Below are 25,477 nucleotides of genomic sequence, written 5' to 3' on the forward strand. Positions count from 1 at the left end.
CTCTCAGCCTTCTAAATTCATTGATATAGGCTGGTGCTTACTAGCCAAGCATAAACCTTTGCGCAAGCAAAATGCTAGGCTAAAAACACTAGTCTACGATAGTTTATACGATGTTGAGACTCAGGTACTAATTCAGGTACTAAAGACTAACTTTAGACGTTTTAAGTAGGGAATAACCATGAAATATATCAGTACCCGTGGTCAGACAGCGCCGATGGATTTTAGTGATGTGCTCTTAATGGGGCTTGCACCTGATGGTGGCTTGATGTTGCCTGAACACTATCCAAATATCGATAATGCGACGCTTGATGGATGGCGTACGCTTAGCTATCCAGCGTTAGCGCTAGCTATCATGCAGCGCTTTGCTACCGATATTCCTTATGCTGATCTAAAAGATATTGTAGAGCATACTTATACGACTGAGGTATTTGGCAGTGCAGAGATTACGCCAGTACGTAAGCTTGAAGATAATCTCTACATTTTAGGATTGTCCAACGGTCCAACGCTAGCGTTCAAAGATGTGGCGATGCAGTTTTTGGGCAATGCTTTTGAGTATGTACTTAAGCAAAAAGAGGCACGCATTACCATCATTGGTGCGACCAGCGGTGACACGGGTAGTGCGGCAGAATATGCACTGCGCGGTAAAGAAAACATCGAAGTCTTTATGCTGTCACCACATGGCAAAATGAGCGAATTCCAGCGCGCGCAAATGTATAGCTTAACGGATGACAATATTCATAATATCGCTATCGACGGTATGTTTGATGATTGCCAAGACATCGTCAAAGCCTTACAACAAGATGCAGAGTTTAAAGCCGCTTATAATTTAGGCACGGTCAACTCCATTAACTGGGGTCGTATCTTGGCGCAGATTGTTTACTACTTTAAAGCTTACTTTGCAGTGACAAATAGCAATGATGAACAAATCAGCTTTAGTATTCCTTCAGGTAACTTTGGTAATGTTTGCGCAGGTCACATTGCTCGTGAGATGGGGTTACCCATAGGGCGTTTAATCGTCGCGACCAATGAGAACGATGTGCTCAATGACTTCTTTAATCAAGGTGCTTACCAGCCACGTGCGACCGACAAAACCTACGTGACCTCTAGCCCTTCAATGGATATCTCCAAAGCTTCTAACTTTGAGCGCTTTGTTTATCTATTACTAGAAAAAGACAGTGCGCGTGTTCATGAATTGTTTGAGGGTGTAAAATCAGGTCAAGGTTTTGATTTGTCAGATGTACTGGATGCCGTTAATAGCCGTTATGGCTTTGCTGCGGGCAAGTCTACCCACGCCGACCGTTTACAAACAATCAAATCTTTATATGAACAATATGGCGAATTGGTCGACCCACATACGGCTGATGGTATCAAAGTCGCCAAAGAGCTTCAGCAAGAGGGCGAAGTTATTATTTGCGCAGAGACTGCGTTGCCAGTCAAATTTGCAGAGACTATCGTTGAAGCTATTGGCCCAATAGATATCGCACGTCCAGTCCACACTGAAGGTTTGGAAGATTTAGAGCAGCATGTTGTTATCTTAGACAATAAAGCAGAGTTGGTCGCTGAGCAGATTCGTCAGCATGTACAACCAACTCTAGCCTAAACAATCCGTTTCACGTGAAACTTTGAATAGTTAACCAAAAGCCTCATTACCTAAATAATCTAGGTAGCGGGGCTTTTTAATGCTTGCTTAATAATAATGAATAAACCATGAATAGCACCACTCAACAACCAGTATTACTGGTTGAAAATAATAGGAAAAAAAGTCACGTACTCTCTTTCGGCATCGGTAAAACAGATTTTTTCAAATGAATCATTGATTGGTATTATGAGTGATATAGGTCTCATACATACCTCTTATCTATTCAAGAATCAATAAAATATTCTGCAGGTTAACTTTATGTAAACAGATGTCTAATTATATGCTAATGTGTATATAATTGTAATTTTAACTGTCTTGGCGATTAATCCACCAACTAGGTAACTTGTTGGATTCAATCTTGCAGGGATAAGTAATAAAACAACAAAAACCCTATTTACGCGGTACCTTAAAACTTGTGGATACAACCATGAAAATGAGCCTAAACTCTATAGCAAAAGCGCTGCTTATCACAGCTTTCAGTAGTGTAATGTTGATGAATACTGCTCAAGCTAATAACCCAGCCCCAACCATTAAAGCAGATGCGCCCAACCGCTATATTGTCAAAAAAGGCGATACTTTATGGGATATCTCAGGGCGTTATTTAGACAGCCCATGGCGCTGGAAAGAGATTTGGGCAACCAATAAACAAATTAAAAACCCTAACCTTATTTATCCTAATGACGTACTCATTTTATGCGTCATTCAAGGTAAGACGTTAATTGGGGTCGATACAGGCGAAGGTTGTGCTGGTATCGAAAAGCAAATAACAGGCAATGTAGTCGTTAGCACGGTTGCGGTTACTTCAGTAGCCAATAGTATTCCACCGATTCCACGGGCAGCGATCCAGCACTGGTTAGATAAAACGATTATTGTGAATCCAAAAGATTTCAACACTACCCCTTATGTCTTGGCGTCCAAAAAGCGCAACCTGATTACTGCTAGTGGCGATAAGATTTATACCAAAGGAATTCCGCTTATCGTTGGACAACGTTATGGCGTATATCGTGAAGGTGAGCTGTATGTCGACCCCAGAACCCAAAAAGTTATTGGTCTTGAAGTCACCCAAGTAGCAACTGGCTTGGTAACTAGCGTTGAAGAGAACGGCGTAAGTAGTTTGCAACTTACCGACTCTTATGGCAAAGAAGTACGTGAAGGCGATCGCGTGTTTGTAGAGCTGGATAATTCTATTCCACCAGTGTTCTATCCTGAGCCTGCAACTGTAAATCGTGGTGGTTTGATTGTTCGGGTTATGGATTCAATCAGCTCAGCGGCAAAGGGTAGTGTGGTAGCTATCAATTTAGGTAGCACGCAAGGCGCCAAACCTGGTGATGTGCTGTCTGTCTACCAAAAAGGGCCTTTAGTACGTGATACTAAAGATAACGACACGCCTGTACGCTTGCCAAGCGAGCTGTCTGGTATGGTGATGGTATTCAACACTTTTGATGATATCAGTTACGCTTATGTTTTAAGCTCAGAGCTACCACTGAATGTTGGCGATCAACTGTTACCACCGCCTTATCTATAAAGCTTCTATAGCAATTATCTACGAGTAAAACAGTCATGACGGTACATTTACTTCCTTTATCAGTTGAACAGCGCGCTATATTGGCATTGTGGTATGAGGTAAATGCATCATTGTCTGCTTATCATAAGCTTATTATGTCTTTTGGTGATGCACAGCTTGCTTGGCAGGCTACGGTAGAAGCATGGCGACAGTTGGGTATTCACCACACTCATCTCAAACGTCATGAGCAGCCAGAGCAAACGCTCACCAATATCGATAAAATTCAGCAAGCGCTGATAGAGAAACGTTATAGCCTGCTATTTGCCGATCAACCCGATTATCCTGTTCAGCTCCTACAGATTTATGATCCGCCACCATTGCTATTTTATCGTGGTAATAGCGCGCGCTTGCAGCAAGCACAAATCGCTATCGTGGGTAGCCGAAAACCCACCGCCCATGCGCAAAAAATCACTTTTGATATAGCACAGTACTTAGCGCAGGCAGGTTACGTCGTCACAAGCGGCCTTGCAATGGGCGTCGATAAGCGGGCGCATTTAGGTGCGTTAGCTCAAGCCGATCGTGAATATCAAGGTCGTACCGTTGGTGTCATGGGTACGGGTATTGATGTGTACTATCCCAACCATCATGATCAATTATTTGCTCAGATTATCGAGCAAGGTGGCTGTATTATCAGTGAGCTATTACCACACACGCAGCCGCACAAACATACTTTTCCGCGTCGTAACCGTTTAGTTGCTGGACTGAGCTTGGCGACGATTGTAACAGAGGCTACTGTTCAAAGCGGTTCGCTAATTACTGCGCGTCTAACCTCTGAGCAAGGCAAACAAGTCTTTGCGATTCCAAGTCATATTGATAATAGTAATGCTGAAGGCTGCCATCACCTGATACGTGAAGGCGCGACTTTGATTTATCATCCTAAGCAAGTGCTAGAAGATGTTAATGGTCAGCTGGATTATGATAGTAAAAACTATCAGTCAGTAAATATACTCAAATCTAACAGTAATCAATTGCAGAGCGTCCCGTCCTCTAGCTCTATAGACACTAGCGAAAATCTTGTCGCAAATGCTAGCCTACCGGCATCGTCTAATATCAAATCTCCTCGTAGCGCAATAGTCGTACCTGAGCACTTAAAGGTCGTTTATGCTCAACTTGACTGGCATGGACAAGATTTAGATGCGCTATTGGTTGCCACTGAGATTGTACCGCCGCAGCTCATTGGGCAGTTGATGGAGCTTGAGTTATTGGGCGTTATCAGCGTGCAGGGCGGGCGTTATTTGCGCGTCTAAAGCCATGTTTTATTTACCTTCAAACTTTTCTGTTTATCAATTTCTAAGTCGTTGAGCTGGGTACAGTTTTGGCAGTTTTCAAATTCTGTCATCCTAGTCTTTCTTTATCCTGTGTTATTATTAGTGCTTAATCTTCTATTATCCTGAAGTATTCAAGTCATGAAACAATCCGCACCATTCATTACCGACTCTGTCGTTCAAGCTGCTAAGTGGCTTAAAGAAGGGCAGCTACTTGCTTATCCAACGGAAAGCGTTTGGGGTATTGGCTGTGATGCTTATGATGAAGCGGCAGTTCAGCGCATTTTGAATATCAAACAGCGTCCACAAGCTAAAGGTATGATTGTCATTACCGATAGTGCAGAGCGTTTAATACCTTTATTAGAAGCTTTAGAAGATGATCAACGTGAGCAAGTAATCAACAGCTGGCAGACAGATAACAATACTGATTATACTCAAGAGCAGCAAGCGCATACTTGGTTATTGCCTATTCCGAGCACACTTGCTACAAGTATACCTCCTTGGATAACTGGCCAGCACCAAACTGTCGCTGTTAGAGTTATCGCTCACCCTATTATCCGTCAGTTATGCCAACAGATGGTAAGTGCTCATAATCCGTTTGGGCTATTAGTTTCCACAAGCTGTAATCCATCAGGGCAGCCCCCTGCTATGAGCTTTACTGATGCCTATGCTTATTTCGGCGAGCAAATCAGCTACTTAAAAGCTGAGACCCTAGGTTATACCTTACCAAGCCAAATTTGTGATGCAACCACAGGTCTCATCGTTCGTTAGGGGGTAGCAATCATTCAAACAGTCAGTATGATTACTTAATTTCACTATTGACAGAAATAAAAGAATGGCGCACTATGAGTCAAGAAGGCAGTTATAAATTCTAGAAAATAGTGAGTAGATATCAATCATGAAACTAAATCCTGTGACCGAAAAATTTATTTTACATTGGGGCGAAATGGGCTCGCAGTGGGGTGTCAATCGCACCATGTCACAAATTCATGCATTGTTATATATCATTGGTAAGCCGTTAGATGCTGAAGAAATCACCGAAATTCTTGGGGTTGCTCGCTCTAATGTTTCAAACAGTATTAAAGAATTGCAAAATTGGGGATTGGTACAAAAGGTTTCGATATTAGGTGACAGGCGAGATCATTTTACGACCAATACTGATGTTTGGGAGCTCGCACGTATCATTGTAGTTGAACGCCAAAAGCGTGAGCTGGATCCAACAGTACAGTTTTTACAAGAACTGATGAATAGCCCTGAGTTTGAACATGAAAATAGCGAAGTAAAAGCACGTATTCGTGATACCCAAGAATTCGTTGATACAGTTACCACTTGGTCATCTGAGATGCTTAGACTACCGACTAGCGCCCTTAAAAAAATTTTGAAACTAGGCGCGAGTATTAAAAAGGTTCTAGGATAATCTAACTATGTAAAAATAAAAAATTTTGAGTACATATTTCTGTTTTAACAGAAATTAATGTAATGATGTAGCACTTATATAGACTCCCTTTATTAGCAGTAATGACAAATGGATGTGTGAAATGAAAGCAAATAAAACACATGGTAATAAAGAGCAAGCGATCAAAGATGCTGTTAGCTCAGTAGAGTGGAAAGACTTGCACCAGCTGACTCGCGGCCAAATTGCTTATAACCTTATTTTGCCTTATCCGTTTTTATTGCTGTCATGGTGGTTTGCCAGTCAATCTTGGTATGTACTAGCGTGCGGCGCGTCGTATCTGTTTTTTGCTGCGGCCTTTCGCCAAGCTCACGATGGTTATCACCATAGCTTAGGTACAGGTAAACGCATGACTACCGCCATATTACTGTTGCTTAGTGTGCTATTGGTGACCAGCTTGCATAGCATTCGAGCTACTCATATGGCGCATCATCGTGACCCCCTAGGCGATAGTGATATTGAGGGCAGTCTAGCAAAAGTGTCATGGTGGCAAGCGATGTTGGGTGGCATAACCTATCGGTTCGATATCTATCGTCAAGGACTGCGTCTAAGCAATCGCCGCAATCAAAACTTGGCTTGGTTAGAGTTTGGCTTAATTGCTTTAGTCATCTTAGTTGCCCTTGTATTGACCACGCTTACTATCTCAATTCTTGCCATGTTAGCGCAAGTGTTGATGTATCACTTGCTGACCATGACGTTGGCAAATGCTAGTGTCGGAATCATTGCTGTGTGGGGTGTGCATCATGATTGCGATGAAACGATAGCCCGCACTGAGCGTAACCCATTGGTCAACATACTAACTTTTAACTTACTCTATCACGTAGAGCATCATCTATTTCCTGCTGTGCCATCCAATCATTTACCTGAGTTAGCCAAGCGTTTGGATGCAGTAGCGCCACACCTGACCGATCAGCATGTATTGCCCAATATATCTGTTGTTATGGACTTTATAAATAATCGATGGAACAAAATAAAAGATAGCTATCATCATAGTAACGATGATGGTGAGTGTCCTATTCGTAAGCGCTTTGCATAGTAGGTAGGCTAGATAAAACTGAGATACTTATCTATTAATTATTCACGATGAATTCACTAACCACTACCGACGCTCTATACTTTATGTTGGGTTACTCAGTTTCCTTCCAGCGCTATTGACGGGTGTTATTATCGCCAGCAAAAAGATATGGCTTGGTGATCATAAAAGTATATGTATGTCTTTTTTAATTGGATTTATGATATCTGCATTTTATATGGGTTCAATCGTCATCTATTTAGGTATAAATTCATGGATAGAAATAGGAGTGTTGTTGGCTTTTATGTTTATCGTAGGTCTGTTCGGCGCTGTAAATGCTGTTATCGCTAGTTGCCTTGCTTTACCAAAAGTATGTAAAAGTGGTTTTGATATAACATCCGAAAAGGAAGAGGATAGTTACAAAGGATTAATTTCAACTGAATGCTAAGCAAAAGATATAGGGAGTAAGGTATGAATATTCTAATCAGTGGTGGCTCAGGATTCTTAGGTAGTGCATTTAGTCGTGAGCTGATGACACGTTACCGCTCACAGAATAAAGAGCTGCATATTACTTGGTTGACTCGTGATAGCAGCCAAGCACACCCTGACGATATCGCTATGATGACTTATGATGAGCTTGCAAAGACTGATAAAAGCTTCGATGTCGTTCTAAATCTAGCAGGTGCTGGGATTGCAGACTCGCGTTGGAGCGATACCCGTAAAGAGCAGCTAATGGCGAGCCGCGTTAAGCCTACCGAGTCAATATTAGCATTTATTGCACGCAGTAGCGCCAATCCTAAACTGCTAGTTAGCGGTTCAGCGATTGGCTGGTATGGAGTGCAAGGTGATAAGCCATTGACTGAAAGTAGTAGTTTTGAGACGGATTTTGCTCATAAATTATGTGATGATTGGGAGCAGTTAGCGCTCAAGGCCACTGAACATGGCGTACCTGTAGCTATTGTGCGCACTGGTGTGGTGATTCATCCTGATGGCGGTATGCTGGGTAAGCTTTTAACACCGTTTAAGATGGGCGTCGGTGGACAATTGGGTGATGGCAATCAAATTATGAGCTGGGTCAGTCGTGAAGACTGGGTAGGGGCTGCGATATTTATCATTGAAAAGCATTGTACTGATTATACGAACGGTCAGACCACGCAGGATAACTCGCTAAAAACCACAAATGATACGCCAGCGCTGGTCTATAACCTCACTGCGCCTAACCCAGTAACCAATCATACTTTTACCAAAGCACTTGGATCATGGCTAAATCGTCCAACGTTTTTCACTTTGCCAGAGTTTTTGCTTAAGCTTATGTTCGGTGAGATGTCGACGCTACTGATTGATGGGCAAAGGGTATTGCCACAAGCATTACAGGACGCAGGATATGAGTTTAAGCAACCAACGTTTAAGCAGGCGTTAGAAGATCAGAAATAGTGAAGATAGCAAAAATTATAGAAGGTAATACTGTTTCACGTGAAACCTATACAGTAGATATATATCCTAATAAGTCATTAGATTTTGTAAGGTAAGGATGATAAGAATAAAGGCTCGAACAAAGTTTTTGATAAAACTGGGGCATGTCATCATTTAGATTTTAAGACTACTAATTTTATAAATGTGCTAATTGATGACACGCTCTAATATTAGTAGGCAGAAAGTGGAATATCTATGAAAAAAGTTTCAGCAATACAGATTCGCATAAATTTGTTATAAGATGATGCCATCTTTATGCAATCAGATATTATTATGTGGTTTTTCTTTATTATCATCACCCAACTGCTGGCGTTAACCACAAGCGTTATCTTATGGTGGCTCATTAAGCCAAAACGTTCGATTATAAAAAAAGCAATTTTACCATCCATTTTCATCATTAATAATGTGGCGCTCGTTTATGGGCTTAGTGATTTTTGGCTCGCACCTTTTCATATCTATTTAGTCGTGGGTATTTTGCAAGGCTTTATGATCTATGCTGCGCTGATTACCGCCGCTATTGCTCTGATATATTATAAGTTATTGAAAGGTCAGCGCCGACCTAAGCTCATACGTAGTTTCGGGGTAATGATATATATTGGCATCGTAAGTTTAGCTGTGTTTAATGCCTACTCGCCAGTGGTACATCAGTTAACTGTTACGACAACCAAGCCATTTAATGAGCCAATAGATATTGCCTTAGTATCCGATACGCACTTAGGTAGATGGTTTGGCAATCGACAGATAGATAGGTTGGTCAATCTCATCGATGCTCAGGATGCTGACATGGTAGTGCTGGCAGGTGACATTATGAATGATACTACTATCTATTACGACAAAACCAATATGCATGAGCGATTATCAAAACTGCGAGCGCCGCTTGGCGTGTATGCTGTATTAGGAAATCATGATTATTTAGGGTACGAAGAAGCAATCGCTGAAGCGGTAACAGATGCAGGTATCACAGTACTGGATAATGAGAGTGTATTGCTTAACGAGTCAGTGTGGTTAGTCGGGCGTTCAGACGATGTAGATTCTACACGCTTATCAGCATCAGAATTACTGTCGAAGGTTGATACCGATAAGCCGACTATATTTTTAGAGCATCGTCCTACAGCGCTAGAAGAGATCAGCGATTTACCCGTAGATTTGCACTTATCGGGACATACGCATGGCGGACAGATATTTCCATTGACGATGCTAAAACAGTGGTTTCAACCACTGGTACACGGTACCAAAAATATAGAAAATACGCAGTTTCTAGTATCTTCAGGCTATGGTTTTGGTCCTGTACCATTTAGGCTAGGAACGCGCTCTGAGATATGGATGATTAGGTTACAATCTGCTCCATAAACTGTTTAAATAAATGACCTAATGCCCATGCTAAAAGCCTCTACTATATAAGCATAGTAGAGGCTTTTTATACGTTACCAAACTTCCGCTTAAACTTTTTTGTCTTGTCTAAATTTCTTTAAATACCAAAATCACTCTGGAATTACTCATGCGCTACGCATTTTTTATCACCATTTTTGTACTGTTGCAGCTTTTTAGTTTAGGAGCTGCGCTAAGCTTACAATGGTGGTTACAGCCTTGGATTGATATCGCGCTACAAATTTTCATATGGATTGCTATATTTATCATTACCAATAGTTTGCTGCTACTGAGTGTAAAAAGGGTGTTTGCCAATAGCTATCGCTGGGTGAGTGGTTGGATGTTATTCATGCACTTTATGGTATTAACCGCGCTGCTAATCAGCTTGTTATACGGAGGTTATTGGTTAATAGTAACCTTTACTGACTACCGTGTTCTTAATCCTTCGGTAGTGGCAACGGGGTTGCGAGTACTTGCTCTGCTTATCTTTATTGGTCTATTTATTTATGCTTTATATAGCGCCTACGTACCTGTTGTGCGTAAAAAAACGATTCATATTAATAAACCGATGGTAGGGCAACTGCGTATTGCGGTGGCCAGTGATTTACATATCGGTCGACTGTTTGGTAGTGGAGCGATAGATAGGCTACATCGCCTTGTCGTCCAGTCTGAAGCGGATATAGTGTTAATGCCGGGCGATATTATGGATGACAATACCGAAGCATTTACAGCCTATGATATGCAGGCAAACTTAACTGAACTATGTGCCAGCCTGCCTTACGGGGTCTATGCGACGCTAGGTAATCATGATCTATACGGACATGAGCAGCCCATTAGTCACTCATTGCGTAGTGCTGGCGTGCATTTATTGAACGATGATGTAGTCTGCTTAACGCATCAAGGTCAACCGATTTGGTTGGTTGGCCGTTTTGATAATCACAAACGTGAGCGCGTAGCGACGACAGAATTACTGGCGCAAGTAAATGTAGATGAGCCCATCATATTACTAGACCATCGTCCTAGTGATATCGTTGAACATAGCCAGCTACCCATTGATTTACAAGTGTCAGGACATACTCATAATGGTCAAATATTTCCCGCTAATTTTATCGTCAGTGCTATTAACCGTCTAGGTTATGGTTATGAAGCCATTGGCAAAGGACACTTTGTGGTGTCATCCGGCTATGGTTTTTGGGGTATTCCATTTCGCTTGGGTTCGCGCTCAGAGATTTGGTTAATCACTCTTAGTGGTAAGTAATTGACGGACAAAGCTGGCAAACTTGTCAATAATACCAGCCGTCTCATGACCAAGACCTTTATGAATACTCATTAAATGAATGAAGCCATGCGGCGCGCCTAGCACAGTGTAGGTCTTAGTCGCGATACGACTATCTTGTAATTGGTCAGCATAAATCAAAGCCTCATCACGTAAGATATCTAATTCAGCCGCCACAATATAGCTTGGACACATGCGCGTGTTATTGCCGTGCATAGGCGATGTAAGCGGGTGTGAGCCTGGCAAAGTACTATGTTGCATGTAGGCTGTGTCAAACACTTCCACATCATTGTAATCGAGCAATAACCCTTTACCGTATAGCGCCCAGCTAGGATAATTCGCATCAATATCGGTGACAGGATAGAGAGGCAGTTGGGCTAGTGGACGAGGCAAGTCTTGCAACTTATTAATCATGTCTTCTTCATCTAACCCTAAATTTAACCATTGCGTAGCGTCTGGCGCAGTGACTTGCTGAGCGACCAAGATTGCTAAGCAACCACCGGCACTGTCACCCGATAATACAATACGTGAGGGCAATGCACCCAAAGTATGGCAGTGCTCAGCTAACCATTCATAAGCAGCTAGACAGTCTCTAAGAGCGGTTGGGGCAACATACTCTGGCGCCAATCGATAGTCAACACTGACCACCGACCAGCCTGTTTGTCTGCAGACTGCGTGACAAAACTCATGATGAGTATCAAGGTCGCCAATACAAAACCCGCCGCCATGAAAGAACAACATGACTGTTTTATCGCGGTTAGTTTCATCAACACTTTGCCCATGCTGCTGATAACAGCGCACCGTCATATCATCGCCGTCAGCGTTAGCTATTATTTCATCTTGCCAGCGAACCGTTGCGCCAGTTTCTGCCTTACGTTGTGTGCTAGTTTTCGCGTTATTTTTTGCGTTGATTTCTGCATTATCTTTAATCGGCAGCTTTAAATCATTATCCAGTTGTTGCCAGACGTTTGGCGCTTGCATAGCGACTGTGTCAGCTGCAAATTTATGTCGTAACGTAGTCAGTTTATCGATACGTAGCGGGCGCTTAAGCTTATTATTTAGCGCTATAATCAAACGCAAGTGGGCATCAGCATGTGGGTATTGCTTAGTGTTAGAACCCTGTAAAGAGGTATTAAGCCTTTCAAGTAGGGGCGTAGGCAGATAGCCGAGACCTTTTATCACATAGTGAAATGCATGCTTTTGATAGCGCGCTTTTGAGTGGTGAATATCACTAGAAAGGCTATTGTTTAGATGATTAATTAGCAGTTTACTATCTTTTGCTGAACTGCCTTTTGATGGACTACGCTCTGATGCATCACTGCTTGCTCGACTGCGTAGCGCTTTTATTGTATTAGCAATTTTACTTACCAGTACATTTACGGATGGAATTGGTAGGACTGGCATAACATTCCTTAGTAAATTCAACCAAGTGAGAGAATGAGTTCGAAAATATATAAAGGTTAACAGCCTATGACAGATAATAAAATTATCATTTTATTGAGCCACTGACTCTCAGCTTTTAGTATCTTTTAAGTCCATCGTTGTCTATTAAAGCTCATTATTTCATCAAAAGCTAAAAATTCATCTTATTTAGGCTTGAAATTTGCCTCTATGGCCTTTATCAAGCAGCTATCAGAACATAATTATATAAAGTATTTATTTCCAACAAATCTATTGATAACAAATCCGCGCTTAGCGGTTTTATTTTACATTAAGTTTAAGACTCATTAATAAAATCATAAGGAGCTATCATGACTGAACAAGCACCCAACCACGAGTTTGACGCAAATGACCCAAAAGCGGCACAGAGCAATATCGACCGTGATGAAAGCATTTTAGAGGAAACTATGAAAGAGTTTAATCCAGGAAATAACTCTGGCGAAGACAATACTATCGAAAACGATATCGATATCGATGCTTTTCACACGCGTATCGCTGAGCTTGAAGGTGAGGTCAAACAAGCTAAAGAAGGTACCGCTCGAGCCAATGCTGAAGCTTACAATGCGCAAAAGCGTATGGAGCAAGAAGCGGATAAAAGCAAAAAATTCGCTTTGCAAAAATTTGCTAAAGAATTGTTAGAGGTCGTCGATAACCTAGAGCGTGCTGTCGAGATGGCTGATCCTGAAGATCCAGTCGCTGAAGGTGTTAAATTGACTCATAAAGCGCTGCTAACCGTACTCAATAAGCATGGCGTAGAAGTGGTTGATCCACAAGGCGAGAAGTTTAATGCTGATTTCCATGAAGCAGTAGGTATTGACCCAGAAGCAGAAGCGGATATCGTTGGCACTGTGTTGCAAAAAGGCTATAACTTAAATGGTCGCCTATTGCGTCCCGCTATGGTACGTGTCGGTCAGTAATCGAAGTGGGAATGAAGGTAAGCCTTAGCAAAAGTAGGGATATTCACAAAACTTCACACAAAACCGAGTTAATGTACTGTCATTGACTTGAAAAACCATAAACGTAAACCGATATAAAGCAACAAGTGACCACTTAAGGTCTGATATACCAAGTCTAGTCGCATTTATTCAGTACAGCTCAATAGTATGAACAGTAAATGCGCCTAGCAACCAACATACAAAGTAGCTTAGATAAGCAGCAATCTTATAAACAGTAATCTAGAATAAATTTGGAGTAATTAATTATGGGTAAAGTAATTGGTATTGATTTAGGTACAACTAACTCGTGTGTAGCCGTAATGGAAGGTGATAAAGTTAAAATCATCGAAAACGCTGAAGGTACACGTACTACACCATCTATCGTCGCTTATAAAGATGACGAAACGCTTGTTGGTCAGTCAGCCAAGCGTCAAGCAGTCACCAACCCAAACAACACTTTGTTTGCAATCAAACGTCTGATCGGTCGTCGTTTTGATGACAAAGTTGTGCAAAAAGACATCGGCATGGTGCCATACAAAATCGCTAAAGCTGATAATGGCGATGCTTGGGTCGAAGTTAACGGTAAGAAATTAGCACCACCACAAGTTTCTGCTGAAATCTTGAAAAAAATGAAAAAGACCGCCGAAGACTATCTTGGTGAAAGTGTGACTGAAGCGGTTATTACCGTACCAGCTTACTTTAACGATTCACAGCGCCAAGCAACTAAAGATGCGGGTAAAATCGCTGGTCTTGATGTAAAGCGTATTATCAACGAGCCAACAGCGGCTGCACTTGCTTATGGTATGGACAAAAAGCAAGGCGATAGCACGGTTGCTGTTTATGACTTAGGTGGCGGTACGTTTGACGTATCAATCATCGAAATCGCTGACGTTGATGGCGAGCAGCAGTTTGAAGTACTAGCAACCAATGGTGATACATTCCTTGGTGGTGAAGACTTTGACTCAGCTTTGATTGAATATTTAGTTGCTGAATTCAAAAAAGAGCAAGACGTGAACCTTAAAGGTGACTCTCTTGCGATGCAGCGTCTAAAAGAAGCGGCAGAGAAAGCTAAAATTGAGTTATCAAGCGCGCAAAGCACTGAAGTGAACTTGCCATATATTACTGCTGATAGCAGTGGTCCTAAGCATTTAGTCGTCACTATCAGTCGCTCAAAACTAGAGAGCCTAACTGAAGAGCTAGTTCAGCGCACGATGGGTCCTTGTAAGATTTCTCTTGAAGATGCTGGTATTAAACTCAGCGATATCGACGATGTTATCTTAGTCGGTGGTCAGACTCGTATGCCACTAGTACAGAAAAAAGTACAAGAATTTTTCGGTCAAGAGCCACGTAAAGACGTGAACCCTGACGAAGCAGTAGCCGCTGGTGCAGCGATTCAAGGTGCGGTATTGTCTGGTGACAAAACTGACGTACTATTGCTTGATGTTACGCCATTGACACTAGGTATCGAAACGATGGGCGGTGTAATGACGCCTGTTATTGAGAAAAACACCATGATTCCTACCAAGAAATCACAGGTATTCTCAACGGCAGAAGACAACCAGCCAGCAGTAACGATTCAGGTGTATCAAGGTGAGCGTAAAATCGCCAATCAAAACAAACAGCTTGGACGTTTTGATTTGACTGAGATTCCACCAGCGCCACGCGGTTTACCACAGATCGAAGTAACTTTTGATATCAACGCTGACGGTATCATGAACATCTCAGCAACTGACAAAGGTACTGGTAAAGCACAAAGCATCCAGATCAAAGCAGACTCTGGCTTGACGGATGAAGAAGTTGAACAAATGGTGCGTGACGCTGAAGCCAACGCTGAAGAAGACGAGAAATTTGCTAACTTAGCGCAAGTTCGTAACGAAGCTGATGGTCGTATCCATGCGGTTCAAAAAGCATTGAAAGAAGCTGAAGACAAAGTGACTGATGAAGAAAAATCAACAGTAGAAACCGCTATCTCTGAGCTTGAAACAGCTGCTAAAGAAGATGATCATGATGACATCAAAGCGAAGCTTGAAGCGTTAGACAATGCTTTCTTGCCAGTCAGTCAGAAGATTTATGCTGAAGCCGGTGCTGGCGCTGAAGGTATGGATCCAAGTCAGTTCCAACAAGGAGCTGAATCAGCTGATAGTAACCAAGCTGATGATGACGTGGTCGATGCTGAGTTTACTGAAGTAAACGAAGACAAAAAATAAGAACTTATATAATCATAAGTAATTAAATTAAAAAAACGCATCCTTCGGGGTGCGTTTTTTTTATGGTTATTATCATTACTACACGATACGTCGTGTTTTTATGGTTTAAAAGCATTCACTGTCAGTACCTCATAAGTCAAATTAACGTAAGCCTGACTATCTTCATCTTGTGCTGAAAAATGCTGCCAATAATCCAGCTCAAATTGTTTTAAACGTGCTTTTGTCCATATAAAAGGTTGGGAGTTAGTAGATTGGGTCTGCGTTAGATTGGTCGACACTCCTGTCAGTTTCATATGTTTCAATACAGCGTAGGGATTAGCAAACGGTAAATCAAAGCGCTGAGTCGATAGCTGAATTTTCTCAAAGCCGGCATCAGCCAGTGCAAATCGCCATTCATCAACATCTGGATAGTGTAGTCCTTGACCAGTTAATGCTTTAACTTGGAGAAAGTTATTTGAAGTAAAGGTATTAAATAACAATTGACCTTTAGCTTGTAAGCACAATGCTGATTGCACTACAAAATTTAAAGGGTTATCAAACCACTGTATCGCATTGGCACTAATGATCAAGCTATGTAGTCTCTCGAAATCCATCGTCTCAGCATCACCAATCGCTATTTTGGCGGTTGGTAAAATTGATTGCAATGTAGTAGCTTGTTCCGCGCACAACTCATTGATAAGCCAATGCTGACTTTGAATACATGCCGCTAGTAGGCGTGTCATTTGACCGGTGCCTGCACCAATTTCTAACACACTATCTTGTCTGTTATGAGCAATACTGGCCAATAAATACTGACAGACTTGCTGCTGAATATTGGCATGTTGGTCATAGTCGCTGGCATTAGAAAAATGACGAGCGATGGTCTGTTTTCTGGCGCTGAAGTTATAAGGTGTGGCGAGCATTTCCATATTGTTTATCACATCCAAGTAAGTCAATTGTCGCTTGATATAGTCAATCCTATCTAAATCGGATACGGTGTCAGGCGCTCTCAGTCTACTATTGGCAGTACTTGTACTCGCCTTCCTAGTATTCAAATTATCTTTGAGCGACTCTATATAGTCGGCCTTCTGCTGAATAATAAAATCATAATTGTTGTATTAGTCGCTCGCAGTCTTCATTCGTCAGTTTGGCATTCATGACTAGACGAATACGAGCCGTGTTTGCAGGAACGGTAGGCGGTCTGATAGGCAATGCATAAAATCCAGCCGCTTGCAATTGTTGTGCTTTGGCCAGAGCACGCCCATTATCACCCAATATATAGGGCACAATAGGTGAATCATAGCTTATATTTTGGGTAGTGGACGACACACAATGTCTGTGATTGATGGCTTGACTGAGCTTTATAGATAACTGTGCCAGATGTGTGCGTTGGTCATTTAGCTTTGGTATTTTTGCCAAAATAAAGCGTGTCCATGCATGATTGATGGGTGGTAATGCGGTACTAAAAATCAGCGGGCGCATGGTGTTAATCAGCCATTGCTTGACGATATCATCACACATTATATAAGCACCAACTGAAGCAAATGCTTTCCCAAAAGTACCGACCAAGTAATCAATGTCGGTCAATGTTTGTGTTTCTTCTGCTAGTCCCAAACCCGTAGCGCCTAAAATACCGACTGCATGTGCTTCATCAACATATAACTCAATGCGAGAATCTTCGGCTTTTAATTGCACTAACCGCAGCAAATCAGCACGGTCACCATCCATACTAAAAATACTTTCGGTGACAATAATAATGCGCTCAACAGTTGGATCTGCTTGCGCAATAAATTTGGCTAAATGCTCATAGTCATTATGACGATAGCGACGATAGGTGACCAGCTTGCTTTGGCTCAAACGTAATCCATCGATGATACTCGCATGTACCAGTTTGTCTGCCAAAATAAGTGTCTTGATTGGCAGCGCAGTTAGGACTGGCAAAATGCCAATATTAGCATGATAGCCACTGTTCAATACCAATACCGATTTTGAGTTATCTATATCCTGTTTATGCACTGCTGCTTGATACCAATCTTGCAACTCAGATTCTAGTGCTTGCAACTGTGTATCATTCCCTGTGAGCAGCCGTGAGGAAGTTGCACTCATCTTAGGTAGCTGTGCCAATGGTAACTGTTCTACTTGATTGAGGAACTCAGTTTGCAACTCAGTGTCGCAGCCTAGGCCTAAATAGTCGTTACTCGCAATATTAAGTAGGGTGTTGCCTTGGCTGATTACGTAACGCCCCTGATGCTCTAGGCTTGGCAAACAACGATATTGCTGCTGGGATTTTAAATGCGCTAACGATTCTTGCAATTTCGTCACTATAGGACTTGCCATATTTATGTATTCCTCTACCTTACTTTTGATTTTTGGCATTAATTATCCAACTAATAAGTGGGAAGTATTGCACAAAACAGCTACTTGTAACAAAAAATTTCATATCTTGGGGTTTGTAACCAGAGTGATGATAAACACTTGCAAATCTTAACCCTCGTACCATTAAACACTGACAGAGTCTTTGAAATAGTTTGTTACTATGTACTCATCGTTAGCAAACAAGGCGATATGGCTATAACAGCCAACACTAATAATTAACTTGTTTGTCAAATTTCGTTTCAAGGAGATAACAATGAAAACTCTACAAAAAACTCTACTTGCGTTAGCAGCTGGTTCTTTATTAAGCGTGAGCGCACAAGCCGCTGTATCTTATGGTAATGGCTATACTGGTCAACCATACGTTGGTGTAAAAGTTGGTCAGTTTGACCTAGATGTTAATGGTGCTGATGATCCAACAGCGTACGGTGTATATGGCGGTTATAACTTCGATCCTAACTTTGGTATTGAAGCTGAGTATGTAGGTTCAGATGATGCCGATTATAGAAATGGTGACATTGATGCTAAGACATACGGTGCCTATGGTACTTACCGCTACGCTTTCCCAAATACTGGACTATACGCCAAAGGTAAACTGGGTGTTGCAAAGACTGAAGTAGAAGGTAATTACACAGTCGGTACTAACCGAGTCTCTTTCTCAGACGATGATACCAGTCTTGCTGGTGGTGTAGGTCTAGGTTATTCAGTAAACCCTGACTTCAGTGTTGAAGCTGAGTATGACGTATTAGGTAGCGATGCGGACCTTATGACAGTTGGTGCACATCTAAAATTCTAAGCTTATCAATAGATAAGTTAAGAAAATTAGGCCTCAAAGCCTAGCAGAAAAAACGATCACTCAATGTGGTCGTTTTTTTTTGCTTAAATTTATTCAAAAAATATATCTTCATGAACTAAGTAGTATCTTACTATAAACGACAATACGGTATTGATTTTTAAGACATTATTAAGCGTCAAAATGTGCTACATTAAAAGCTAGAACTGCAAAGGAGGGTACGGCGATGATTGAAGCTATTTGGATGATTGAACCTTGGCACTGGCTCGTATTGGGCTTTTTATTAATGATTGCTGAGATATTTATTCCTACCTTTGCAAGCCTTTGGTTTGGTGCTGCTGCTATTATCGTTGCTGCGCTATCATGGCTGTTACCCGTTCCTTTAATACTGCAAGTCATTATCTGGCTAGCTTTGTCGGTATTGTTTATGTTTGCTTGGGTCAAATACATCAAGCCATTATCGGTAGACCGTACAAAAGCTGGACTGGGTGGCAGTGTGATTATCGGTGAAACTGGTATGATTGTCGTTAAGCCGCAAGCAGGTAAACTTGGGATGGTACGTTTCAATGTACCAATTGTGGGTGCAGATGAATGGCCATGCCGGACAAATGATGAAGCGGTAGAGGTGGGTGATCGAGTTGTCGTCACTGATATCAGTGGTAACGAGCTGATTGTTGCGCCAACCAAGCGTATAGAAGCGCCTATTATTAATCAGCCTAATATTACCCCTGCTGTTGGCAGTCATTCTGTCGCAGGTAAAGCTCAGGTTAATAGGTTAAATCTCAATAAACCGGGTCTTGATAGAGATCGCCTAAAGAAAAAATTCACTGACAAGTGATAGGTTTAAGTGTTTTATTGGTAACGTTTACTTAGTAGCATGAGATATTACTTCCTTTTCAGCATAGCAATTACTTTTAATATCGTAAGATACATCGGATTTGTATAGATTAAATAAATAAGACATTGCTGCACCATTGATGGCAATGGTTCAAGGAGAGCATTATGAATAGTATCTTGAGTGGCATGAATAGTATTAGTATCGTTATGCTGGTATTGGTTGCCCTAATTGCCTTTACCGTCTTTAAGGGCGTGCGTATTGTACCGCAGGGCTATAAGTGGATTGTGCAGCGCTTAGGTAAGTATAACCAAACACTAGAGCCTGGTCTGACGTTAATTATTCCTTTTATCGATACGGTGGCCTATAAAGTTACGACCAAAGATATTGTATTAGACATTCCGTCACAAGAAGTGATTACCCGCGATAACGTAGTGATTATCGCTAACGCAGTCGCTTATATCAATATCGTACGTCCTGACAAAGCGGTCTACGGTATTGAAGACTACGAGTACGGTATTCGCAATCTAGTACAAACCTCATTACGTTCAATTATCGGTGAGATGGATCTTGATAGTGCTTTATCTAGTCGTGATGAAATCAAAGCTAAGCTTAAGCATGCGATTTCAGAAGATATCTCTGATTGGGGTATCACTCTAAAGACCGTTGAGATTCAAGATATTAACCCATCAGCAACCATGCAGATGGCGATGGAAGAGCAAGCAGCTGCCGAGCGTCAACGTCGTGCAACAGTGACCCGTGCTGATGGTCAAAAGCAAGCAGCTATCCTAGAGGCCGACGGTCGCCTAGAAGCCTCACGCCGCGATGCAGAAGCGCAAGTCGTACTGGCCAAAGGGTCTGAAGAATCTATTCGCTTGATTACTGGTGCAGTAGGAGAGGAAGAGATGCCGATTGTCTACTTGCTTGGTGAGCAGTACATCAAAGCTATTCGCGAGTTAGCTGAGTCTGACAACTCGAAAATGGTTGTGATACCTGCTGATATTTTAAGTACGGTTAAGGGTATGGTTGGTGATAAATTAAAAGTTTAACAGACGATAGACGACTATAAACATACACGAAAAAGACCTCAACTGAGGTCTTTTTTATGGCTACTTTTTAATTTAGAAGATAATAAAATTAAATCACTTTAGAGAAGCGATTTTTATGTTTCTTATCAAGATATTCATCAAACACCATGGCCACGTTACGCCCTAATAGACGACCTTTCGGTAAGACACGAATACCGGCGGCATCCATATCGATGAGCTTATCTTCTTGCATCTCGCCCAACTGTTGAATTTCATCAATAAAGTAAGTAATGGCATCGATACCGAATTTCTGATTAACGTCTCTAAAGTCAATATAGTCATGACAGAGTAAATTCATAATCACATATTCACGCAAGCGATCTTTAATAGACGTTTTAATAACTTTTACCGCTGGCATGACAGTAGGGTTGTTTTGCGCCGCATCGATACTGGCTTGATAAGTTTGTAGATCCGTATCGTTTTGTAGGATATAGCGGGTATTGGCATTGGCAATTTGACTGATGGATGAGACGCCAAAGCCTAGCAAGTCACAGTCACCCATGATGGTGTACCCTTGGAAGTTACGGTGTAATTTGCCTTCGCGCTGTGCGACAGCCAGTTCATCATCGGGCTTGGCAAAGTGGTCAATGCCGATATATTGATAGCCAGCTTCGGTCAGCGTATTGATGGTATTGCCAAGCATAGTGAGCTTAGCTGCTGGATTTGGCAGGTCTTCATCTTTAATTTGACGTTGGGCTTTAAAGCGCTCTGGTAGATGCGCATAGTTAAATACCGATAGACGATCTGGCGACATCTCGATGATACGGCGTACCGTTTTGTCCAAGGTATCTGGCGTCTGATGTGGCAGGCCATAGATCAGGTCAATATTGATAGAATGAAAACCTAAGTCACGTGCTTCAATGAGCACGTTTTCAATCAACTCTGCTGAATGTACGCGATTGACCGCGATTTGTACGGTCTCGTCTAAATCCTGCACGCCCAAGCTGACTCGGTTAAAGCCAAGGTTGCGTAGAGTCTTTAGGGTATTATCACCCAGCTCACGTGGATCGATCTCGATAGAGTAGTCACCTTCATTTTTAGGTAAAAACTCAAACTGCGTCTGTAAAAACTCCCAAAGTTGTACCATCTCATTATCACTAAGAAATGTTGGCGTACCACCGCCTAAATGCAACTGTTTAACGAGTGGCTTGCTACTATCTTCTGGCGCAGATAATAAGCGACGTTTGTGCTTAATCTCTTTGATGAGATATTGAAGATAATCGCCTGAGTCGCTATTTTTTTTGGTGATAATTTTATTACAAGCGCAGTAGTAGCAAAGATGACGACAGAATGGAATATGAAAATATAAGGATAGTGGAGCGCGAGCTTCTCGATTTTGCAGGATTTTTGTCTCAAGGTCGTCAGGTATCGGTGAGAATTCTAAAGCGGTCGGGTAGGAGGTATAGCGTGGCCCTGAACGGTTATATTTATTGATTATCGTTTTATCGAATGCTGGTAGCTGTTTAGTCATGATGCTGCCGCGCGTACTGGCATACGGATTATCAGGCTGCATGACAGGGCGTACCGTAGTAGGCTGCTCATTAGCATGGTTGTAAGGCTGCTGGGTGTTACTGTTCACATCACTCATGGGGCATTCCTTATACCAAATCCATCTATCTAAGATAAAAATAGCTATACTTTAAAGGCTAAAACATGGTCTATCAAAGTTTTTGATAGGGTATTAATGGCTAAATATATAGTGACTATTATAGCAAATCCTTACTATTATTGTGGTGGTTGATTGATTTTTGTACCCTCACACTTGACTCAAGAGCTATGAATTAATTGTTTAAAGAATTATTGTCCAAAAAAGACTGTAAATATTGGCGCTCACTGATTGTCAATTCGTCTTCTGCCACTCTGATTTAACCTCGTAGTATAGAATAAGGGCTAATAGTCTATTTAGTTTTTAGAAAACTACGGTCGTTGTTAATCAGTTATTAGATATACTTTTTCGATGATAAGCAAAGAACCCCAGAGTTTATCTGAGGTCTTATGTATGTGTTTATAATATTTACTTCAATTTACCCTAGAGCTATTCTCTTAATTTAATCTTATTACCAACCGCTTGATTGGAGATTTCACTAGCGCTAAAAGGTAGGCGAATCCACTCTTTATTCGAGTAGCGACGCGTTTGGTCACGGTGATACGGTCTTGTGGTATCCGCCGATTGCGAGTAGGCCAGCAACGCTTCTACAACAGGCCCTTTATCATCAAAGGTCACTGTCTGCATATAAGTTGGACCGTTACTAATTGGTTTATAGGTACCATCCTCATTTAAACCTTGACCTTGTGCAACGTTGAATATTCCTTCACGTCCCAGCCCGCCATGCATAGGGATTTTTGCGTTGTTCAAGCCTGCATCGATTACATATTGTAGATCCGCTAACTTGGCATCAAGGGCTATGTTTTTGCCATTAAAAAACGCGATTGAATCACCTAAAGCTTTACGCGTATCACTATCGATGATTAAATCGCGAGGCGTATTGAGCGGATCATTCACATCAAATTTAACATTAAACGCAGCATCAGTTGTTTCAGTGAAGTTGACATTACGCCAGAACTCTCTAAATACGTGAGCGCCTTTGCTATCAAGATTGTCACGACGATCCCAGTTGGTTAGCACGTTACAAGCTTGAGTAGCATCGATGGTTGCACCACTAGTTAACGGCATGATTGGATTGGCATTACAATCCGCTAATACATCGTCAAGTACCAACTCGGCAACATAACTGCGATTGCCATAAACGGCATCTTGAAGGTTGTCTACAGTAAATTTAGTACCACCAAGACCGTCCGAATTGTCGAGTCGATCTAATATCTGCTCAAATGCCATGCGAGTACGCATCAGCAGCGGCACACCGTTTACAGGATTAGGCCCTACAAATGGCTGCAAGCGTCGACGTAGCAGTGGTGAAAAACCAGTTAGTGGCTCTTCAGGGTTGCTCAACCAATAACTGTCATTTGAGTTGGCGACATAGTCATTACGAATTAAGAATGGCAAGTTTGAGCGTCCAAAGATGCCCGCTTGTGGTGAGTCTGCATCATTACCCCATTCACAGTCAGCCGTGCTGCCGTTTAGTGCTGGCAAGTCGAAGCTAACCAACGCTTGTAGATATGGTTGATTGGTAATACAGGTATTTAATTTTTGTGTCGTAACATGAGGTACTGTCGAGATATCAGCGTAAAGTGCTTTGCCATTTCTGTCAGTGGCAATGGTATTAACAAACCCTAAGCCGACGATATCTTGCATACTATCTTTTAAACCTTCAACACTGGTGGCTTTGTTTATGCCCAGCCATTGATTAAGTGATCGTGGGTTCTCCGATGCTGCATCACGAATCGTAAATGCCAAATTATTAGCACCCCAAGCTGGCAAGCCACCGTTAACCTTATCAACCGCTAGCATAGGACCAAAATGCGAAAGATAGATGGGCTGCACCAACGTTTCATTATTAGGCAATTGGATAGTCACATCGACCTTCTCGATGTCACGTTGTTCGACACTACCGTCACTATTTTTATAGTTGTACTTCATGGGGTCGCCGTTCACTAGGCTCAACTGATAAAGAGTAAAGCGTTTGGCGGTAGAAACAGTATGACTCCAAGCGACATCTTTGTTAAAGCCGATATTGGGGAACGGTTGACCTTGTTGGGCAGCACCCATGACGTCAAGCTCACCGGGTAAGGTAAGATGGAATTGATAAAAGCGCTGGACTCCGTTCCACGGTTCGTGTGGATTGCCATATAATATACCGCTTTTGGTATCGGTCACATCTTTGCCTAACGCATAAGCATTACTGCCGCCATCTAGTACATTGATGGTGGTCATATCAAATTCAACTTCGGGTTCTGGGCCAATAGAACGCATTCTAGAGCTACTCATTATGCTGTTCTGTGCTGGTGGCGCTGCTGCAACGATTGGACCCACAAAGTTAGATAATCCACCGCGCAAGTTGGCTTTACCATAAAGAGCTAGCAAATCATCGACACTGATTTCACGTACCCATTTAGCTCCGGCACAATCAGGGTCAAGATTAGCCACGCCTTTATCGCGTAAATAGCGACTATAGCCAGCAGCATAGCCTTTGACAGCGTCGATAACTTCTGGGTCTTGAGCCGCTAAGAATTCAGCACGTCGGGTTTGGGAGTTATACCACGTATAAAAGATGTCACTAGCGACGTTACCGTCATCTTCTAGATAAAGCATACTCTGACCATTAGCAATCACAATTTCACGCGCCAACGAGCAGATATTATCTTCAGCAAAAGCATAGCCTACACCGTAGCCTAGACCTTTATAATTCTTAGCAGTGATATGTGGTATGCCGAATTCAGTACGCTGGATATCTGCTGAATACGTCACAGAAGGAGTGTAAGAGTTATCATCGTCATCTCCGAAACAGCCGGACAATCCTAATAATACTGCTACCGTCAATAGCGTGAGTGTGCATACACGCTGATTAAGCACTTTGATGCTCATAAGCTTACCCATCCATGGTTAATTGGTGTTATGTAAAGCTGTGGCAAAAGCTAACCATTAAGCTTTACATGATCAATAAATTCCTTTTATTGCCAATAATGCTCTTGCTGGTCTTCGATATTTCAGGTTGAGGTTGAGGTTGAGGTTGAGGTTGAGGTTCAGGTTTTAGAATGTCCTTATATCAGTACCAACAGTCATAAGAAGTTATCAATGAAGTGTAAGCCGTAAGTCTTTGTTAAATAAGATTAAGCATAAGAGCACTCGTTTATCATATACCAACTTTAATTGTCTTTG

The 25,477-nt window shown here is 41.9% G+C and carries 19 protein-coding genes and 1 pseudogene; 15 read left to right on the forward strand and 5 right to left on the reverse strand.

Annotation, left to right across the window (positions count from 1 at the left end; translation table 11 throughout):
- Positions 1 to 178 precede the first annotated feature (178 nt).
- From thrC to AAEY87_RS11160, 10 genes are all read left to right on the forward strand, one after another.
- Entirely contained in the window at positions 179 to 1,600 is a 1,422-nt protein-coding gene (gene thrC / locus AAEY87_RS11115) for a threonine synthase (protein WP_350657220.1), read from the forward strand.
- Positions 1,601 to 2,066: 466 nt separating this feature from the next.
- A complete protein-coding gene (locus AAEY87_RS11120) occupies positions 2,067 to 3,164 on the forward strand; it encodes a LysM peptidoglycan-binding domain-containing protein (protein ID WP_068038776.1) in 1,098 nt (365 codons plus the stop codon).
- Positions 3,165 to 3,199: 35 nt separating this feature from the next.
- Positions 3,200 to 4,450, forward strand: coding sequence for a DNA-processing protein DprA (dprA, locus tag AAEY87_RS11125; protein WP_350657221.1), 1,251 nt, complete (start codon positions 3,200 to 3,202; stop codon positions 4,448 to 4,450).
- A gap of 159 nt (positions 4,451 to 4,609) precedes the next feature.
- Complete coding sequence (locus AAEY87_RS11130; protein WP_068329944.1) at positions 4,610 to 5,239, forward strand: L-threonylcarbamoyladenylate synthase; 630 nt, start codon at positions 4,610 to 4,612, stop codon at positions 5,237 to 5,239.
- 127 nt (positions 5,240 to 5,366) lie between these two features.
- Entirely contained in the window at positions 5,367 to 5,885 is a 519-nt protein-coding gene (locus tag AAEY87_RS11135) for a GbsR/MarR family transcriptional regulator (RefSeq protein ID WP_350657223.1), read from the forward strand.
- A gap of 121 nt (positions 5,886 to 6,006) precedes the next feature.
- Positions 6,007 to 6,957 (forward strand): fatty acid desaturase family protein, encoded by a 951-nt coding sequence (locus AAEY87_RS11140; protein ID WP_350657224.1) that lies wholly within the window; start codon positions 6,007 to 6,009, stop codon positions 6,955 to 6,957.
- A gap of 175 nt (positions 6,958 to 7,132) precedes the next feature.
- The gene (locus AAEY87_RS11145; RefSeq protein WP_350657225.1) at positions 7,133 to 7,381 is read left to right on the forward strand and encodes a hypothetical protein; all 249 of its coding nucleotides are present in this window, start codon (positions 7,133 to 7,135) and stop codon (positions 7,379 to 7,381) included.
- A gap of 23 nt (positions 7,382 to 7,404) precedes the next feature.
- Complete coding sequence (locus tag AAEY87_RS11150) at positions 7,405 to 8,367, forward strand: TIGR01777 family oxidoreductase (RefSeq protein WP_350657226.1); 963 nt, start codon at positions 7,405 to 7,407, stop codon at positions 8,365 to 8,367.
- A gap of 294 nt (positions 8,368 to 8,661) precedes the next feature.
- On the forward strand, positions 8,662 to 9,756 hold the full coding sequence (locus AAEY87_RS11155; RefSeq protein ID WP_350657227.1) for a metallophosphoesterase: 1,095 nt from the start codon (positions 8,662 to 8,664) through the stop codon (positions 9,754 to 9,756).
- Positions 9,757 to 9,904: 148 nt separating this feature from the next.
- Positions 9,905 to 11,032 (forward strand): metallophosphoesterase, encoded by a 1,128-nt coding sequence (locus AAEY87_RS11160; RefSeq protein WP_350657228.1) that lies wholly within the window; start codon positions 9,905 to 9,907, stop codon positions 11,030 to 11,032.
- Here the strand turns inward: AAEY87_RS11160 and AAEY87_RS11165 are convergent.
- Complete coding sequence (locus AAEY87_RS11165; RefSeq protein WP_350657229.1) at positions 11,009 to 12,454, reverse strand: alpha/beta hydrolase; 1,446 nt, start codon at positions 12,452 to 12,454, stop codon at positions 11,009 to 11,011. The two genes, AAEY87_RS11160 and AAEY87_RS11165, sit on opposite strands and share 24 nt — an antisense overlap.
- 347 nt (positions 12,455 to 12,801) lie before the next feature.
- On the opposite strand from AAEY87_RS11165, the gene grpE reads away from it, so the two are divergent.
- Together grpE and dnaK are read left to right on the forward strand one after the other, a co-directional pair.
- Positions 12,802 to 13,407 carry a nucleotide exchange factor GrpE gene (grpE, locus tag AAEY87_RS11170; protein WP_068038751.1) on the forward strand — a complete coding sequence of 202 codons (606 nt, stop codon included), beginning with the start codon at positions 12,802 to 12,804 and terminating at the stop codon, positions 13,405 to 13,407.
- Positions 13,408 to 13,691: 284 nt separating this feature from the next.
- Positions 13,692 to 15,632, forward strand: a complete 1,941-nt coding sequence (gene dnaK / locus AAEY87_RS11175; protein ID WP_350657230.1) for a molecular chaperone DnaK — start codon at positions 13,692 to 13,694, stop codon at positions 15,630 to 15,632.
- 98 nt (positions 15,633 to 15,730) lie between these two features.
- Here the strand turns inward: dnaK and AAEY87_RS11180 are convergent, their stop codons facing one another.
- The gene (locus AAEY87_RS11180; protein ID WP_350657231.1) at positions 15,731 to 16,540 is read right to left on the reverse strand and encodes a methyltransferase domain-containing protein; all 810 of its coding nucleotides are present in this window, start codon (positions 16,538 to 16,540) and stop codon (positions 15,731 to 15,733) included.
- A gap of 175 nt (positions 16,541 to 16,715) precedes the next feature.
- Positions 16,716 to 17,948 carry an 8-amino-7-oxononanoate synthase gene (locus AAEY87_RS11185; protein ID WP_350657232.1) on the reverse strand — a complete coding sequence of 411 codons (1,233 nt, stop codon included), beginning with the start codon at positions 17,946 to 17,948 and terminating at the stop codon, positions 16,716 to 16,718.
- Positions 17,949 to 18,240: 292 nt separating this feature from the next.
- Between AAEY87_RS11185 and AAEY87_RS11190 the strand changes: the two genes are divergently transcribed.
- From AAEY87_RS11190 to AAEY87_RS11200, 3 genes and pseudogenes are all read left to right on the forward strand, one after another.
- Positions 18,241 to 18,780: a porin family protein gene (locus AAEY87_RS11190; protein ID WP_350657233.1), complete on the forward strand. Its 540-nt coding sequence runs from the start codon at positions 18,241 to 18,243 to the stop codon at positions 18,778 to 18,780.
- Between the two features lie 223 nt (positions 18,781 to 19,003).
- Positions 19,004 to 19,459 (forward strand): annotated as a pseudogene (locus AAEY87_RS11195) (NfeD family protein); the annotation flags it as partial.
- A 341-nt stretch (positions 19,460 to 19,800) separates the two neighbouring features.
- Positions 19,801 to 20,661, forward strand: a complete 861-nt coding sequence (locus AAEY87_RS11200) for an SPFH domain-containing protein (protein WP_350657262.1) — start codon at positions 19,801 to 19,803, stop codon at positions 20,659 to 20,661.
- 88 nt (positions 20,662 to 20,749) lie between these two features.
- Here AAEY87_RS11200 and hemN read toward each other — a convergent pair whose 3' ends face one another.
- Positions 20,750 to 22,288, reverse strand: coding sequence for an oxygen-independent coproporphyrinogen III oxidase (gene hemN / locus AAEY87_RS11205; protein ID WP_350657234.1), 1,539 nt, complete (start codon positions 22,286 to 22,288; stop codon positions 20,750 to 20,752).
- 447 nt (positions 22,289 to 22,735) lie between these two features.
- Positions 22,736 to 25,183, reverse strand: coding sequence for a penicillin acylase family protein (locus AAEY87_RS11210; protein ID WP_350657235.1), 2,448 nt, complete (start codon positions 25,181 to 25,183; stop codon positions 22,736 to 22,738).
- Positions 25,184 to 25,477: the final 294 nt, after the last annotated feature.

The organism is Psychrobacter sp. S1-30-MNA-CIBAN-0213, from assembly GCF_040309845.1.
GTDB lineage: Bacteria > Pseudomonadota > Gammaproteobacteria > Pseudomonadales > Moraxellaceae > Psychrobacter.